General features: G+C 51.4%; 16 protein-coding genes. 5 read left to right on the forward strand and 11 right to left on the reverse strand.

Translation table 11 applies throughout. The annotated features are described in order from the left end of the window. Positions 1–32 precede the first annotated feature (32 nt). A complete protein-coding gene (locus INF86_RS00670; RefSeq protein ID WP_023298822.1) occupies positions 33–1,058 on the reverse strand; it encodes a TerC/Alx family metal homeostasis membrane protein in 1,026 nt (341 codons plus the stop codon). Between the two features lie 328 nt (positions 1,059–1,386). Here INF86_RS00670 and INF86_RS00675 point away from each other — a divergent pair, with 328 nt between their 5' ends. Next, complete coding sequence (locus tag INF86_RS00675) at positions 1,387–2,721, forward strand: MFS transporter (RefSeq protein WP_193543136.1); 1,335 nt, start codon at positions 1,387–1,389, stop codon at positions 2,719–2,721. A 36-nt stretch (positions 2,722–2,757) separates the two neighbouring features. Here INF86_RS00675 and INF86_RS00680 read toward each other — a convergent pair whose 3' ends face one another. Next, complete coding sequence (locus INF86_RS00680) at positions 2,758–3,495, reverse strand: IclR family transcriptional regulator (protein WP_022649700.1); 738 nt, start codon at positions 3,493–3,495, stop codon at positions 2,758–2,760. A 169-nt stretch (positions 3,496–3,664) separates the two neighbouring features. Here INF86_RS00680 and INF86_RS00685 point away from each other — a divergent pair, with 169 nt between their 5' ends. Next, positions 3,665–4,357, forward strand: a complete 693-nt coding sequence (locus INF86_RS00685) for an RraA family protein (RefSeq protein ID WP_193543137.1) — start codon at positions 3,665–3,667, stop codon at positions 4,355–4,357. Beyond that, positions 4,357–5,301: a hydroxyacid dehydrogenase gene (locus INF86_RS00690; protein WP_063152543.1), complete on the forward strand. Its 945-nt coding sequence runs from the start codon at positions 4,357–4,359 to the stop codon at positions 5,299–5,301. The genes INF86_RS00685 and INF86_RS00690 overlap by 1 nt, the downstream gene beginning before the upstream one ends. A gap of 368 nt (positions 5,302–5,669) precedes the next feature. Here the strand turns inward: INF86_RS00690 and pcoE are convergent, their stop codons facing one another. The 7 genes from pcoE to pcoA all read right to left on the reverse strand — a co-directional run bounded on the left by pcoE (position 5,670) and on the right by pcoA (position 12,521). Next, positions 5,670–6,104 (reverse strand): copper resistance system metallochaperone PcoE, encoded by a 435-nt coding sequence (gene pcoE, locus INF86_RS00695; protein WP_000723069.1) that lies wholly within the window; start codon positions 6,102–6,104, stop codon positions 5,670–5,672. A gap of 217 nt (positions 6,105–6,321) precedes the next feature. Then, entirely contained in the window at positions 6,322–7,722 is a 1,401-nt protein-coding gene (gene pcoS / locus INF86_RS00700; protein WP_193543138.1) for a copper resistance membrane spanning protein PcoS, read from the reverse strand. Further along, positions 7,719–8,399: a copper response regulator transcription factor PcoR gene (gene pcoR / locus INF86_RS00705; protein ID WP_001188930.1), complete on the reverse strand. Its 681-nt coding sequence runs from the start codon at positions 8,397–8,399 to the stop codon at positions 7,719–7,721. Before pcoR ends, pcoS begins: the two co-directional genes overlap by 4 nt. Positions 8,400–8,453: 54 nt before the next feature. Next, positions 8,454–9,332 (reverse strand): copper resistance inner membrane protein PcoD, encoded by an 879-nt coding sequence (gene pcoD, locus INF86_RS00710; RefSeq protein ID WP_229692861.1) that lies wholly within the window; start codon positions 9,330–9,332, stop codon positions 8,454–8,456. Between the two features lie 55 nt (positions 9,333–9,387). Next, on the reverse strand, positions 9,388–9,768 hold the full coding sequence (gene pcoC, locus INF86_RS00715) for a copper resistance system metallochaperone PcoC (RefSeq protein WP_000025662.1): 381 nt from the start codon (positions 9,766–9,768) through the stop codon (positions 9,388–9,390). Positions 9,769–9,807: 39 nt separating this feature from the next. Then, the gene (gene pcoB, locus INF86_RS00720; RefSeq protein ID WP_001378118.1) at positions 9,808–10,698 is read right to left on the reverse strand and encodes a copper resistance outer membrane transporter PcoB; all 891 of its coding nucleotides are present in this window, start codon (positions 10,696–10,698) and stop codon (positions 9,808–9,810) included. 5 nt (positions 10,699–10,703) lie between these two features. Then, positions 10,704–12,521 carry a multicopper oxidase PcoA gene (gene pcoA / locus INF86_RS00725; protein WP_000925240.1) on the reverse strand — a complete coding sequence of 606 codons (1,818 nt, stop codon included), beginning with the start codon at positions 12,519–12,521 and terminating at the stop codon, positions 10,704–10,706. Positions 12,522–12,755: 234 nt separating this feature from the next. Between pcoA and INF86_RS00730 the strand changes: the two genes are divergently transcribed. Both INF86_RS00730 and INF86_RS00735 read left to right on the forward strand, forming a co-directional pair. Then, complete coding sequence (locus tag INF86_RS00730) at positions 12,756–13,205, forward strand: copper resistance protein (protein ID WP_001023257.1); 450 nt, start codon at positions 12,756–12,758, stop codon at positions 13,203–13,205. Between the two features lie 288 nt (positions 13,206–13,493). Further along, positions 13,494–14,231 (forward strand): peptidoglycan DD-metalloendopeptidase family protein, encoded by a 738-nt coding sequence (locus INF86_RS00735; RefSeq protein ID WP_023314989.1) that lies wholly within the window; start codon positions 13,494–13,496, stop codon positions 14,229–14,231. Positions 14,232–14,264: 33 nt separating this feature from the next. Here INF86_RS00735 and INF86_RS00740 read toward each other — a convergent pair whose 3' ends face one another. Beyond that, positions 14,265–14,462 (reverse strand): DUF2933 domain-containing protein, encoded by a 198-nt coding sequence (locus INF86_RS00740; RefSeq protein WP_000843494.1) that lies wholly within the window; start codon positions 14,460–14,462, stop codon positions 14,265–14,267. A 40-nt stretch (positions 14,463–14,502) separates the two neighbouring features. After that, entirely contained in the window at positions 14,503–16,950 is a 2,448-nt protein-coding gene (silP, locus tag INF86_RS00745) for an Ag(+)-translocating P-type ATPase SilP (protein ID WP_023314990.1), read from the reverse strand. Positions 16,951–17,034 lie beyond the last annotated feature (84 nt).

The following is a 17,034-nucleotide window of genomic DNA, read 5'->3' on the forward strand; positions in this document are numbered from 1 at the left end:
GCCCGGTAAGCGAAGCGCCACCGGGCGATACATCAGGCCTCACGTTTCCCCGGGAACATCACGCTCGCAATAATCCCCAGCGCCAGAACCCCCAGCACCACAAACAGGCTTGCCGTGGCACCGATGTTATAACCGTGATGCCAGAAGTGATCGGTCGCATTCAGCCCCAGCTTGAACGCCACGAAGAACAGCAGTAACACTACCGCTTTCTCAAGATGCACCAGATACTGCTTCAGCGCTTCCAGCACGAAGTAGAGGGTACGCAGGCCGAGGATTGCGAACATCATGGCGCTGTAGATAATCAGCGGCTCGCGGCTGACGGCAATGATCGCGGGAACGGAGTCGAAGGCGAACATCACGTCGGACAGCTCTACCACCGCCACGCAGAGCAGCAGCGGCGTCGCGTAGCGCTTCGCCTTCTTCACGCGACCTACCATCACATCCTTGTTTTCAGGCTTCTCCAGCTCGGCGTCCACCTCTTTTTGGGTCAGGATAAACGCGTGGCTGCTGATTTTTGGCCAGACCGGATAGAAGCGTTTTACCAGGCGGTACGCCAGATGGTTGGAGTAATCCTCGACTTCATCACTCTCTTCATTGCGTTTCAGCATCATCACCGCCGTCCAGCCGACGACCAGCGCAAAAATCACCTCAACGTATGGCCCCAGGCTCAGCAGGCTGGTGCCGATGGCAACAAAAATACCGCGGAACACAATCGCCCCCAGCACGCCCCAGTAGAGCACGCGGTGACGATACTTATCCGGCACGCCGAACCAGGCGAAGATCGCCATCATCACAAACAGGTTGTCGACGGAGAGCACCTCTTCCAGTGCATAGCCGGTGAGGAACAGACTGGCCATCTCCGCGCCGTGGTGCACGTATAAGAAGCCAGCAAACGCCATCGCCATCATGACCCAGAAGATGGACCACATGGCCGCGCTTTTCAGCGAGATCGGTTTATCGTGACGGTGCATGAAGAGGTCGATAAACATCGCCCCAACGGCCATCACCACAAAGACAACAACGGTTTCCGTCGGGAAACCGAGATGAGCAGCAGACATAGACAACCCTTTTAAGAAGACAAAACACAACACCATGCAGGCTGGCGTAAACCAGAAGTGAGAATGGGGGAGCGTGTTATTCGCCTATACCCCACAAAACCGCAGCTCTTTGGCTGCGCAAGGTGTGTACTTTACCTCACAACGGGGGGTGGCGCATCTGTCGTTTAGGCTCACGAGGTAAAGCCCGTTAACTGTGAGTCACGTCTTATTTACATCATTTAAACCTTCCATTAACTGGATAAAAAGAAGGCGCCGACGCTATAGTGGTTTTGTTTAATAAAACAGAGTTGTACCTGATAAAACCAAGAACAGACCCTGCGAGGAACACATGACAGAACATATTCGTAATGGCACTGCCGCCACTGAGGACATAGAAAGAGAGACTATGCGCAAGGTGATCTGGCGTATCCTCCCGTTTCTGATAGTCAGTTATCTGGTCTCCATTATCGATCGCGGCAATATCGGCATGGCTTCGCTACAGATGAATGAGGATCTCGGTCTCAGCAAAGCGGCGTTTGGCTTCGCCAGTAGCCTCTATTTCGTGGCGTATTTTCTGTTTGAAGTTCCAAGCAATCTGGCAATGCAGAAAGTTGGCGCACGTCTGTGGATCCCCCGCATTATGATCAGCTGGGGGGTGGTATCCATGTGTATGGCACTGGTACAAAACACGACGTCGCTTTATATCGTGCGTTTTCTGCTGGGTGCCGCGGAGGCGGGCTTCTTCCCCGGCGTCGTACTCTTTCTGACCTGGTGGATCCCTTCCCGCTACCGTGCGCGAATTATCGCGTCCTTTATGGTCGCGATCCCGCTGGCCAATTTTATTGGCTCGCCGCTGTCCGGGTTGATTCTGTCGCTGGATGGATGGCTGGGTCTGCGCGGCTGGCATCTGCTGTTTATCATTGAAGGTTTACCCGCCGTCCTGCTGGGTATTGCCGCCTGGTTTGTTCTTCGCGATCGTCCGCACCAGGCTAACTGGCTTAACGCGGAACAGAAAAAATGGCTGGAAACGACGCTTGAAACCGAGCGTCAACAGCAAAAAAATATCGGACACCAGACGACATGGCAGTTGCTCAGGCATCGTCAAATCTGGCTGCTGGCGCTGATTTACGCAGGCGCGTCATCAGCGGGCACCACCATCAGCGTCTGGTCACCGCAGCTGCTGAAATCGTTCCACCTGGATAATCTGGAGACGGGTCTGTTCAACGCCATTCCTTACGGTCTGGCATCCGTACTGATGATTGTGTGGGGACGCAGTTCGGACCGAACCAACGAACGCCGCTGGCATACCGCTCTGACCCTTTTCATTATTGCCGCAGGCGTATTTGCCGCCTTTGTCAGCGTCTCTCTTTCCGCCACCATTGTTATCCTGAGCATCATGCTGATAGGGGCGTATTCAATGAAGGGGCCTTTCTGGGCGCTGGCGTCAGGCTGGATGAGCAGCACGTCGGCGGCTGCGGGCCTGGCTGCAATTGGCGCCATCGCTAACCTTATCGGCGGTGCGGTGATGGTCAACGCTTACGGTATTATCAACGAACGGACGGGTAACCACACGCTGGCCATGCTTCCTCTGGCGGCGTTATGCGTCACGGGGGGTATCGCGGTATTGGTGATGGGACGCCAGGCCCGCAATGCTCAGTTGCATGAAAAGCAGGTCACCCATTAGACATAACAAAAGCGGGACGCACGTCCCGCTTTATGCTTAGAGACTCTCTTCCGCAGTATCCTGCGTTTCCCCATAAAACTGCTGGCAAAAAGGCTTACTGGCCCCCATTTTCTGTGACAGGCGGCTGGCGGTGGCATGCATTAGCTGGCTGATCCCCTGTTCACGGCGATCTTCAATCAGTCTGGAGATGGGCCCGGTCAACGCCAGCGCCGCAATCAGCTTGTCATTGACGCCGAAGACGGGCATTGCGAACGCCGCAGTATGCGGGTCACGGGCGCCTGCGGTATAGAGCGGAACAGCGGGCTCCCCCTCTGGCAGCGCGTCATTAAGGCCCCAGTGGCGAAGCACTTTACTGATGGCAGAATCGTCCAGCGGAAACTGAGTACCCGGCAGATTGCTGTGACGCAACCCGTGCGATGCTTCTGCCCGGAACAGGCACAGACGTTGCCCGCCTTCTAACACATACCAGCTGGCGCTCTCCTGAGAGGCCTGTGATAAAGCCTGAAGCTCAGGCTGCACCACCCGGGAAAGATGGAAAGATTGTTCATAAAGTTTGCCAAGGTAAAGCAGACGTGGGCCAAGCGCATAATTGCCGTCATCATGCCTGACGACATAGTTCATTCGCTCAAGCGAATTCATTAACCGGTAAACCGTGGTTTTGTGATAACCCGATAGCTGCGCCAGCGCGGTCAGCGTCAGGCTCTCATCGCCGGGACGGAAGCAATCCAGTAAAGCCAGCGCCTTTTCGACCGCTACAACGCCTTCGTTACCCATCATCATCTCCTTTTCTGCTCGGCAGTGAGTGTACCTCAATTTTTGTGAGTCACTTCGTGTTTACATCACAAACGCCATCGCAGATCTGGCTAATGGGAAAGTAACACCGCTATAGTTGTTTTGTATTGTACACCTGCATTGTACACAGTAAAACAATATGGAGGCATATATGTCCGTTTCTGAAAAATCATTGATTAATCGTCAGGTCGAACGCGTATCGGCTGAACAGGTTCACCAGGCTGCCGAGTATCAGGCCGCCATTCTGGCGGATGTTGCCGGTCGCCGCGGTACACTCCATGGTCGTATCAAACCGCTCGCGCCTCACATGGCCGTTGCGGGCCCGGCAGTCACCGTGGAGGTGCGCCCGGGAGATAATCTGGCCATCCATGCCGCAATGGCCGTAGCACAGCCTGGCGATGTGTTGGTTGTTGACGGGAAAGGCGACCTGACCTGTGCGCTGCTCGGTGAGATTATGGCGACGCAGGCCCAGGCAAGCGGTATTGCGGGCATCATCATTGACGGGGCGGTACGTGATGCCGATACCCTGAGTAAAGGGCACTACCCCGTCTTCGCCGCCGGTCTTAACCCCTGTGGCCCGACAAAATCCATTCCTGGCCGGGTTAATCACCCCATCTCTATCGCTGGTGCAACGGTACGAGCCGGAGATCTGGTGGTCGCGGATATCGACGGCGTGGTGGTGATCCCGCGTGATGAAGTGCAGGCCGTTATCGCCATGGCCAAAGGGAAACTCGAAACAGAGACCCGACGTCTTGCTGCTATTCGTGAGGGCGATTTACGTCCACACTGGCTTAACAACGCGCTGCGTAAGGCAGGCATGTTATCTGACGGGGAGACGCTGTAATGGAAGACAAACGCGTTGTACTGGTCACGGGATGCGACCTGGCGGACCAGGCTGTCAACATGCTGCGAGACTTTGACGTGGTGTATGCCGGTCACCAGCCCACAGAAGATCAGCTGGTTACGCTGTGCGAACGGCACAATCCTGTGGCCATCCTGGTGCGTTACGGCAAAATAACCGCAAGGATCATGGATGCAGCCCCTGCATTACAGGTTATATCGAAACACGGAAGCGGCATTGACGTGATAGACCAGCCAGCGGCAGCGGCGCGTAATATCGCCGTTCGTTCCGCCCCCGGCGCCAATGCGGCAGCGGTTGCAGAACATACCTGGGCATTGATTCTTGCCTGTGCCAAATCGGTGGTCACCCTTGATAAACGCCTGCGCGACGGGCACTGGGATAAAGCCACGCACAAATCGATCGAGCTGGAAGGCATGACGCTGGGGCTTATCGGTCTGGGGGCGATTGGCTCGCGGGTTGCGCTGGTGGGGCAGGCATTCGGCATGCAGATTGTGGCGTATGATCCTTACGCTAAAACGATGCCATCTGGTTGTGAACGGGCAAACACCTTACCCGACCTTTTATCCCGTGCCGATGTTATCTCATTGCATTGTCCGCTCACTGACGACAACAGAGGAATGATCAACGCAGACACGCTCGCGCACTGTAAACGTAACGCGATTCTGGTGAACACAGCGCGCGGCGGGTTAATTAACGATGAAGCCCTGTTACACGCGCTGAAGGATGGAACCTTGCACAGCGCGGCACTCGACAGCTTTAACAGCGAGCCACTGACCGCCCCGAACCTGTGGCAGACCGTCGATAACGTCATCATTTCGCCGCATATTGGCGGCGTCAGCGCAGCGTCATACATCAAGATGGGAACCGTGGCCGCCAGCAATATTCTGGACGTTGTACACCTGACTGACGTCGCCGTCAGCCCCTAAAATGCAATGATGAATGACCGCGCCCGCTTGTCATTTACCCTCAGCTGTGTAGAGACATTAAAGTTGTATCCTTTAACCTGAAAAAGACTTTAAAGTTGTAAAGTTTTAAAAAAACACATACAAAACATGATGCTAAGTGTGTATCACACGCTGTTCCAACATTATGCCTTGATGTTCTTGCAGGAACTGCAATTTACAGGAGGAAAAAGGTGTTTTTGTAGTTATCTGGCGTTACGTGACAGTGTTGGTCAGATACTTCCACCTCTTCAGAGTTAAAGTTTGATATATGGGAAAAAAAACGCTCCCGGACGGGAGCGTAAGCCAGTGACTTCGGCGTCAAATGAGGGTCTAACAAGTGGAGCTGCGGGTTAATTCTGGGTGATCTGACTGCGATGCTTATCAGCCTGCTGCTGGTGAACAACGGAAGACTGACCATTATTCGCCTTCTCATGTACAGCTGCGGCCTTCTCATGCTCGCTCATTTCAGAAAATGACTTTGCTGTTTCGTTGGTAGCTCCGGGTTTAGCTTTCATCATTTTTTTATGCATTTCAGCCATGTCCTGGTGGGCAGCAGAATTGCTGTTTTGCATCATGTCATGGGACATTGCGGCCTGATCGTGACTGCTCATATCCATCATTGTCATGCTGTCTCCCTGAATTGCACTTTTTTCAGCAGATGACTGCATCTGGTGGGCAGGTGCCTGTGCATTATTTACCTGGTCATGCATGTTCATTGTCTCTGCAGCCATGGCAGATGAAGCGGCAGCCATAATGGCAACAAATGATACGAGAATCTTTTTCATGGTTGGGTCTCCGGTGTTTACATACCCAAACAATCAATGGCTTATAACAGAGAAAGCAGTTGATCTCAGGGCGGGTTAATCATCACTCCAGGAACCAGGTGATTGTGTTATCACGCTGCTCCTGATTTATGAATAATTATAAAAAACCGCCTCTGTTTATCGCGTGACTGAATGATGACAATTTTGTCACCTTCCAGGTTTCTCCTGAACAACGGGATTAATCCATTAACAGGCGCACTTTGAACACAATTTCACGCCCCTGCTGTTCTGCTGACAGCTCGCCGCCGTGAGCATGAATGATCGACCTTGTAATTGATAATCCCAGCCCCGCGCCTTCCGTGTTGTAGAACCTTGATGAGTCTGCGCGATAGAACCGGTCAAACAAACGTTCCAGATTAGCGGGAACCTGGCCGGACATCGTATTCGTAATCATCACGTTCACACAGTCACTGTCACGCTCAAGGTGTATCGCTGTACAGGTGTTATCGGGAGAATACTTGATTGCATTGGAAAGCAGGTTACTGAAAGCACGTCGGAGCATATCGCTGTCTCCGGCAACAACGCCCTCTCCTTCAACCGTGATTGTCTTTCCTGTTTCGTCTGCCAGGGGCTCGAACAACTCACGTAATTCATTCAGTTCGGCTGCCAGATCCACATCATGTTTATCCAGCCGCAGCAGACCATGCTCTGAACGTGCCAGAAAAAGCATGTCACTGGTCATTCGTGACAACCTTTTCAGTTCTTCCAGGTTAGCGAATAAAATTTCGCGGTAATGCGAAACATCCCTTTCCTTAGCCAGTGCAAACTGCGTCTGCATCATCAGATTACTGACTGGTGTGCGCAGCTCATGCGCGATGTCAGACGAGAAATCTGACAGTTTCCGGAATGCCCCCTCCAGGCGATCAAACATATTATTGAACTCCTGCATGGTCTCAGAGATTTCCGGCGGAGCCAGATCGGGATTTAGACGCTGATCCAGGCTGTGTACGGTCATGGAGGAAGCCAGACTGGTCATTTCCCGTAGCGGTTTCAGACCAATACGTGTGGTCAGCCAGCCCAGAAAAACAGAAATAAAGACCAGACCGATATTGAACCAGAACAGCCAGGTACTGAGTTTGTCCATAAACAGGGTGTGATACCCAGTATCCGTGGCAACCGTAATGATGTCATGTTTGCTTTTACCCTGTTCCGGCGTCACGGCAACCCGCCGCGAGATACTGCGGTACACGGTGTTATTTTCTTCCGTCTGGATCATATAGTCGAGAATATCACCCGACTTATTAAGCAGGACCGCTGGAACAACAGAATTTTTGGCATAGAGTTCAACAATTTTTTCATTTTCCATGTTTTTTATAGAAATGAATAAGCCATTGTGCCCCACCATCGCATCGTTTATTTTTTCTGATAATGACTTAATATCCGTTTTGTTCCTGAACGTCTCTGTTTTAAGAAACTCTTCGGTGAGCTGAAGTTTACCTGTCAGAAAATCGCGGTCCTGATTATCGAAATAGCCATTAAGGGTGCTAATCAGGATAAAACTTGATAACCACCATACCGTAAGCATCACCGCAGAAAAAATCAGGCTCAGGCGTGTGGTCAGGGAAATTTTGAACCTCACTCTTCTCTGATCTCCAGGACATATCCGGCACCGCGAACGGTATGGATCAGTTTTGGCTCAAAGTCATCATCAATTTTACTTCTCAGACGTCTCACGGCGACATCAATCACATTCGTATCACTGTCAAAATTCATGTTCCAGACCAGGGACGAGATAAGACTCCTGGGTAACACTTCTCCGGTGCGTTGCAGCAGCAACTCAAGCAGAACGTATTCTTTACCGGTGAGATGGATCTTCTTCCCCGAACGGATCACGGTCCGGCGCACCATATCAACGGTCATATCGGCGATGGTGCAGACTGTTGCGGCCTGCGAGCGTGCCCGGCGCAGTAGGGTTCTTACACGTGCAACCAGCTCCGTAAAATCAAAGGGCTTAATCAGGTAGTCATCTGCGCCAAGCTCCAGTCCTTTCACTTTGTCCCGCACGTTGTCCTTTGCGGTTAAAAACAGGACCGGTTCTTCGTGCCCGGACTCCCTCAGTGCGCTGATGATTTGCCACCCGTCGAGGAAAGGCAGCATCACGTCCAGTATTATCAAATCATACTGTCCCTTCGACGCGGCCCCGAGACCATCGCGGCCATTATTAAAGAGATCGGCCTGATAGCCTTCCTCAACCAGTCCCTGCTGCAGGTAACGACCTGTTTTTTGTTCGTCTTCAACGATTAAAATACGCTGCATGGTCAACTCGCTGATATGAAAGTAAAAATCTCACGCATGAGCTTTGGCTGTCCCCTAGCTGACCTGAGACGGAGCAAGCATTCCGAGCCACGCTACGGCGCCCAGAATGATAATCGCAACAACGAATTCTGTCAGGATGCTGTTTCGCATCAGGGCAACGCTGCGATCATAATTCCCTTCCCTGACCATAACTTCAAGCCGGGGACCCAGGTGAAACCGGTTTGCTGCAGCCAGAAGAAGCATCAGAACAAACAGAGCCGTCTTGGCAAGCAATATCCTCCCCCAGGAACTGTTGAATAAGGGAGTTAAGTTACCCTCAGCAATATACAGATAGTTGACCAGCGCACTCAGGATCAGGGCTACAACAATCACCGTTCCTGCCGTGGCAAATTTTGCCAGGGAGTCAGATATCACAATGACGCTCTGTGCATTATGCTCGTTTCTGCGCATCAGCAGGATAGCAAATGCAACCAGAGCACCTGTCCAGGCACCTGCAGCGCCGAGATGGGTCAGATCGCTCAGTAAATGGAGATAGTAATGCAGACCGTCATGCATAACGGCGTGTCCTCCCCAGGCAAGTGTAGCCAGCGCCACGCCCCCACTCATCGTCATCAGCAGGCAGGACAATACTCTCTTATTAGTGTAAAGGAACAAAGCACCGAGTGTGGTAAACAGGGCACAGAGCCTGACAATCCAGCTAATACCCACATCAGTTTCTTCTATCACCATCTCGATAACATGGATGGATAATTCTCTGAGGTCAGTTACTCCACTCATGGCATTAGATACCAGGAGCATATTAATGCCAGTAAGAATGATGCCTGTAACAACAGCAAAAGTTATAAACGACCTGAAATTAGTCAGGTTATAGGTTTCATGTCTGACACCGCTTATTCCATATATCTGAAAAAATGGCAATCCAAATATTACCATCAAATCCAGATAAAGAAGAAAACGAATAACAATCATAATCAGGTCGTTCATAATATTACTTCACTGTAAAGGTGTAATTACCGGTAATAGGGTGCGTATCTGAAGAAACCGCGCGCCAGTCAACACGATAAGTGCCAGCGGGTAAAGGCTCTCGCGGAATAATGACCATCGATTTAGGGTCAGCGCCTGGCGCCACTTTTGCCGCGACCGGCATCGGAGAATGTGATGACATGCCTTTCATACCCGTCATCGTTAATTTTGCACCTGAGAATTTCACGGTCAGATTTTCCGAGAAATTAAGCTGAATCTTTTCCGGGGCCGCTACGGCTGAATCAGCCTGTGGCACAGAGCTTTTTAATTCCGGATGGGCCATAGCAGAGAAAGCAACGCCCATAACGAGGCCACCTGTAAGAATGGCTTTATTTAAAATCGACATTTTATTTACCTGTTTAGTTGAGTGTTTTATATCAGTGCGTTAAAACCAGATTCTGGCTCCCGCCAGGAATACTACCTGATGGTCTTTCTCACCTTCTCTTTTCGCCATATCGGATGTTTTCCCGTAAAGTTGATTCCAGGAAACGCCTATATAGGGTGCAAACTCACGGCGTATTTCATAGCGCAGCCGGAGCCCCAGCTCTGTGTCAGTCAGTCCCCTGCCGCGACCCCGCGATTCATCATCCTGACTGTAGAAATTCACCTCATAGGATGGCTGGAGTATGAGCCGGTTAGTCAGTAAAACGTCGTATTCTCCTCCCAGACGAAGGGCTGCTTTTCCGCCATTACTGACAAAACCCGTAATTTCAGACTCAAAATTATAGAGTGCCAGCCCCTGAAAACCGACAGCAGCCCAGGTCCGGGCAGAAGCAGGTCTGAAATCCTGCCTGACACCCGCAACCAAATCCCACCATGGGCCAACCGCATGTCCCCAGAGTAACTGCGCTTCAGCCGCCTCCGTTTCCCCATTGCTTCGTTCACCTTCACTCTTTAGCCAAATCCGATCTGTGTCGCCTCCAATCCAGCTGTTAACACTCCAGCTGAAATTGTTGGTGTTATCCGACCGTTGCCATTCCAGTTGATCCAGCAGAACCAGATAATTAATCGCACTGTCGTGAATCGCATGCCCCTGTAAATTGCCGAATGCAGCCTTCCGGTCGGCATCGGTAACAGGCGGAATTGGCGTTCTGCTCTCAGTTACAATGGGCTCCATTGACGTCATCTCAGTGAAATTCTCATCTGCTGGCATCTGCATGGCAGACATGTCGTGCCCGGCGTGGGGATCTGCAGAGACGGAGCCCGCCGCAATAGAAAGCTGTGAGGTAAACAAACCGGCGACCAGAACAGGTATGGCCTTCAAATTTCTCTTCATTCGCATCATTCCTCCACCCGGACTTCACGAAACATTCCCATTTCCATGTGATAGAGCAAATGGCAGTGATACGCCCAGCGGCCAAGCGCATCTGCTGTCACTCTGTAACTGCGTTTTGTACCAGGGGGAACATCTATTGTGTGTTTACGAACCATGAAATTACCGTTTTCATCTTCCAGATCGCTCCACATACCATGCAGGTGAATGGGGTGAGTCATCATGGTATCGTTGATCAGCGTGATCCTGAGCCGCTCACCGTATTTCAGCAGCACCGGTGCGGCATCTGAAAACTTGATTCCGTTAAATGACCAGGCAAACTTTTCCATGTGGCCGGTTAAATGCAGTTCTATGGTACGGCCAGGTTCACGTCCGTCAGGATCCTCAAAGCGGCTTTTCAAATCCGCGTACGTGAGAACCTTTCTTCCGTTATTTCGAAGACCAATACCCGGATCATTTAACTTCGGAGAGACGCTCATCGCCTGCATATCAACCAGTGGGTTATCCGTTTCTGACGCAGGATGACTTTGCATACCCGGCATTCCGGCCATCCGGGAATGATCCATACCGGCCATGCTGCTGTGATCCATGGGCGCGGAGGATGTCCCGCTATCCGGAAGGTCAGCACCGTCCATAGACATCATCTCTCCGCTGTTATCCATGCCTCCCATCTGGCTGTGGTCCATTCCTGCCATATCATGTCCCATTCCCCCCATACCCATATCTTCCATGGTCAACAGAGGACGGGGATCGAGGGGGGGAACGGCAGCACTTAACCCCTCTCTCGTGGCCAGTGTCCCTCGAGCGTAACCGGTCCTGTCCATGGATTGTGCGAAGATGGTATAGGCCTCACCCTGAGGCTCCACAATGACATCATAGGTTTCGGCAACGGCAATCCTGAATTCGTCAACGGTAACCGGGTTTACATACTGGCCATCTGCAGCCACGACCGTCATTTTCAGCCCGGGGATACGGATATCGAAATAGGTCATTGCCGAGCCGTTGATAAACCGTAAGCGTATCTTTTCACCGGGACGGAACAGTCCGGTCCAGTTTTTCAGCGGGGCCTGCCCGTTCATGAGATAGGTGTAGGTGTAGCCACTGACATCCGCGAGGTCAGTCGGATTCATTTTCATTTCAGCCCACATTTTCCGATCGGCAATGGTGGCTGACAGCCCCCTGGTATTCACGTCGCGGAAAAAAGAGCCAACGGTTGGTTTATTGAAATTGTAGTAATCCGACTGTTTTTTTAATTTTTTCAGCAGGCTGTGAGGATTTTCATCGGTCCAGTCAGACAACATGACCACATGCTCACGATCGTAAGTAAACGGTTCTGGCTCCCCGGCATCGATGATAATGGCACCGTATACCCCCTCCTGTTCCTGCAGACCGGAATGGCTGTGGTACCAGTAAGTCCCGTTCTGCTTAACCTTAAAGGTGTAAACGTAGGTATCATCAGGCTCTATGCCCATAAAACTCAGCCCCGGAACACCATCCATATTGGCCGGAAGAATAATGCCGTGCCAGTGAATGGACGTCTGTTCATTAAGACGGTTTTTGACCTTCAGGGTAATGGTGTCACCTTCTTTCCAGCGAAGAACGGGCCCCGGCAGGCCTCCATTGATTGTTTTGGCCTGACGCTCACTGCCCGTGATATTGACGGCCGTTTCACCAATGGTCAGGTCAAACTGAGTACCCTGCAGGGATGCGGCAACTGGCAGGCTCAGACTGGAACGCGCATTGAAACTCCATACGCCAAGACTTCCGGCTACGCCAGAGAGGGTTAACCCCTTCAGGAAAGTTCGTCGAGACGTTTTCAACAGCATGCGCATTCCCTTATTTAAAGTATGGTTACTGACAGAATTCGAGAACCGATTTAAATTAAATTACTGGTTCATCCACTTACAATGAAATGAATCTAGCACACCTTAAGAAACAAATTCATTACAATCGTGTAATGTACATAGCTGTATTACATTTACGTCATCTTCCCCACAGGTTGATTATTTTTATATATGATCATAAGGACATCTTTTATGTACCTCAGAAGGTAATTACACATGAATATATTAATCACGACCACTGCGTTTACAGCTTTATTTTGTGGGGCAGCTTTTGCTCAGTCCAGTGATATTGCCCATGAAGCACATCGATTTGTTAATAATGCCTCAGCCGTCAGTCATGTGAATTCCTCGACGCATGAAAACTTACCGGACAGGGTTAATAAAAACAACACGCCCTCATTCTCTGAAATGAATGAACATGAAAGGGCCATTGTTGCTCATTCATTTATGAACAACAGCGCGTCCTATGCGCATCAGAAAATGATTGAGGAACATAAAAAAATGCTGTCCGGCAGTGATGCAAATTCAAAGACCTCGTCTTCTTCTTTTAACGAACTGAATGCCGGAGAAAAAGCCGCTCTCGTGCATGAGCAGGTCAATAATGCCGGTGCGGAAGCACATCAGACGCAGGCAAGAAAGCTTCGCGGGCTGTATTCGACCAGGTAACTGCAGGCGGGTTAGTGCTTAGCGTCAGGTGCGCAGCAGGGCTTTACTGACGGGTTACGTAGCAGGACATGAGCCCCATATTGCTCTGCCGTAACCTGTTTCAGTCCCGTTAATCATCACCGTCGGGCTGGTCATACAGTTCCCAGAGCTTCAGGAGCAAACGGGAAACAAGATATGTTACAAAAATGACGACCATCAACGGTGCTCCCGATTAACTGACAGATGACACGCCTCCTGAAAACCCCTAGCATACGCCGCAGTGTTCATGCTAACGGCGAATTCCAGTAAATGTATTCTACCGATGTCGTAAAAGAAAATGCCTACCTTTCAGCCACCCGCTCGGGGCTGGAATCGAACGAGATCGCTACTCTTCAGCGCTCCTTGCCTTCCCGGTTTAATCTGCGGCATTTGAAAAAAAATGAATCATTAAAACTCGTACTGCAAAAGAAAGCGGGAAAATCACGTGTCGTGGCCTATAAATTTACGTCCGGTTCATTTAATTACACGGCGTATCGTATATCAGATAAAAAGTTCTATAACCTTTCCGATACTTCCGGGAAAGGCAGTCTCGATTATCCGTTACCGGCCACAGCAAGACTCAGTTCGCCTTTCAATCCTGCAAGACTTAACCCGGTATCGGGAAAAGTGAGTCCCCATAATGGCATTGATTATTCCATGCCCATGAACACGAAAATAGTCAGCGTCATCGACGGAAAAATCACCCGGGCCGAACACAACAGTACCATGGGATATTTTGTTGAAGTAACGGGAAAAGCCGGTGTTAAAACTCGCTATCTCCACCTCAATAAAATACTCGTTACTAAAGGGGCCAGGGTTACACGGGGAGGTGCTATTGCGTTATCCGGTAACAGCGGACGTTCATCCGGTCCTCATCTGCATTACGAGCTGGTCATCAATAACAACCCTGTTAACTCTCTGGCGTTCCGGGCAGCGGCACCCGCTGATAACAAACTCGAACAGCATGCCTTTGCGCATGCCAGAGACTACGAACGATACCTGGACTGATAACGGGACCGCGACGCGGCCCCGTCTGCCGGATTAATTTTTTTTATCGTTTTCACTTCCGTGATGTTGATGATCTCCATGCCCTCCGTGGCCGTGGAAAAGATGCATTAGCGGGCAGACCAGCAATAACAGATATGGCCAGTAACCTGCCACATGTGACCAGTGTTCGCGCAGGAGGGCAAATGCCGCGATCGCGGCGACAGCAATAAGCGCATAGGTGGTACTTTTCATACTGGACTCCTTCTGTTCGTAACTGACCCTTCACTCAGTGTTATTTCCCGAGCCTGACACTTTTCAGACGCAACGCATTCACAATGACGCTGACGGAGGAAAGAGCCATGGCCGCCGCCGCAATAACTGGCGACAGCAGTATTCCATACACAGGATAAAGCAGACCTGCAGCCACAGGCACGCCAAGTGCGTTGTAGATAAATGCAAAAAACAGATTCTGACGGATATTTTTCATGGTGATCTCTGACAGATGACGGGCCCTGTTCAGTATCATCAAGTCGCCTTTGAGAAGGGTGACTCCGGCACTTTCAATTGCCACATCTGTACCCGTTCCCATGGCTATACCCACGTCAGCCGCTGCCAGCGCCGGGGCATCATTCACACCGTCTCCGGCCATCGCAACCACATGGCCAGACTCTTTCAGTCGGGTTATCACTGCTTTTTTGCCATCCGGCAGAATTCCGGCTTCAACCTCATCTATTCCCAGTTTCCGTGCGACTGCTTCAGCAGTAAGCTGGTTATCCCCGGTGAGCATAACGATGCGGATCCCCGCCTGACGCAAAGCTTTAAGCGCATCCGGCGTGGTTGTTTTCACGGGATCCGAGATAGCTATCAGGCCTGCAAGGTCCCCGTCTGTGGCCACATAGATAACGGTAGCGCCTTCCATCCGCAACGTATCCGCAACGGCCTTTTGATTATCAATAACTATACTGTTTTCCTGCATAGCCAGTTCATTACCAATAACAACCCGTTGACCTTCGACATCGCCTGAGACACCTTTACCCGACGGTGCATCGAAATGAGTGACTGCGGGTATTGCGATCCCCTTTTCCTGTGCTGCTTTAACTACTGCCATACCCAGCGGATGCTGCGAGCCTTTTTCCACTGCGGCTGTTACACGCAAAAGAGATGTTTCCCCACCCGGATTGAGACTGATAATCCCTGTCACCGTAGGCGAACCTTCCGTGAGCGTGCCTGTTTTGTCGACAACCAGCGTGTCCACTTTTTCAAGACGCTCAAGGGCTTCGGCATTCCTGATTAACACCCCGGCCTGGGCTCCTTTGCCCACCCCCACCATTATCGACATCGGCGTGGCCAGCCCCAGCGCGCAGGGACAGGCAATAATCAGGACCGACACAGCCGCAATGAGACCGTGCGCCATCCTGGGCTCGGGCCCCCAGACAGACCAGATCACGAAAGCAACAACCGCGATAAGTATCACCAGAGGAACAAACCAGCCTGAAACGCTGTCAGCCATTCTCTGGATGGGGGCACGCGAACGCTGTGCATCAGCGACCATCTGAACAATTCGTGAGAGCATTGTTTCATCACCGACTTTCTCTGCACGGATGATGAGACTCCCTGTCTGATTAATGGTCCCCCCGATGACAGGGTCACCCTCCGTTTTGGTAACCGGCATAGATTCCCCGGTCACCATCGATTCATCAACGGTTGTTTTGCCTTCGATCACGATACCGTCGACCGGAATACTCTCTCCAGATCTGATGCGGAGCTTATCGCCAGGCAGGACATCTTCCGCATTAATATCCGTTTCATGACCGTCATGATCCAGCCGTCTGGCGGTTTTGGGGGCAAGGTTCAGAAGCGCAGTAATGGCGCCTGAGGTTTGTTCCCGTGCCCGCAGCTCAAGAACCTGTCCCAGCAGAACAAGCACCGTAATAACTGCTGCGGCTTCAAAATAAACGGCCACCAGGCCATCCATGTTTCTGAACGATGCAGGAAACCAGGAGGGGAAGACGGTTGCAATGACGCTGTAAACCCAGGCTACGCCGGTCCCCATTGCAACAAGGGTAAACATATTCAGGGAGCGGTTACGTAACGACATTCCGGCCCGGGCGAAGAATGGCCAGCCACACCACAACACGACAGGGGAGGCCAGAAGCAGCTGCAGCCATGTGTTGTACTGTGGCGGTACTGTATTCCTCAACTCGGGAAACAGATGAGATCCCATTTCGAGTACCAGAACCGGAAACGCCAGCAACAACCCCAGCCAGAAGCGTCTTGTCATGTCGTGAAGTTCATCACTCGGCCCCGTGGATGCCGTAGCTACGAGCGGCTCCAGTGCCATTCCACAGACAGGACAGCTTCCGGGACCACTGCGGCGTATCTCCGGGTGCATCGGACATGTCCACACACCTTCAGAATTCTCTTTTTCCGCCTGGTGGTGAGGCTGTTTTATCTGATCAGGGCTGACTTCGTGATGATCGTGGTGATGGTGATGGGAATGTTCACTGGCATCTTCGGTAAGATAACGATCGGGATGGGCTTTAAATTTACTCTCACAGCTGGCGGAGCAGAAATAAAGTTGATGGTCCTGGTATCGAATGCTGCTGTGCGCCCTGTCGGGCAGGATGGCCATCCCGCACACGGGATCTCTCACCTTATGCAATACGTGGCCCTCGTCCGGGGATAATGTCTGCTCAGAAGCAGTCTGGTTGTTGTGTTGCACTGCATTGTCATTTTTCACAGTAACTCTCCTTATGCATACCGAAGCATCTTCTGTCTTCAGGGTATGTCATGGATGCGATTACCACGAATATCGCCGGCACAG

The sequence above is a fragment of the Enterobacter cloacae complex sp. I1M genome (assembly GCF_014982425.1).
Lineage (GTDB): Bacteria > Pseudomonadota > Gammaproteobacteria > Enterobacterales > Enterobacteriaceae > Enterobacter > Enterobacter intestinihominis.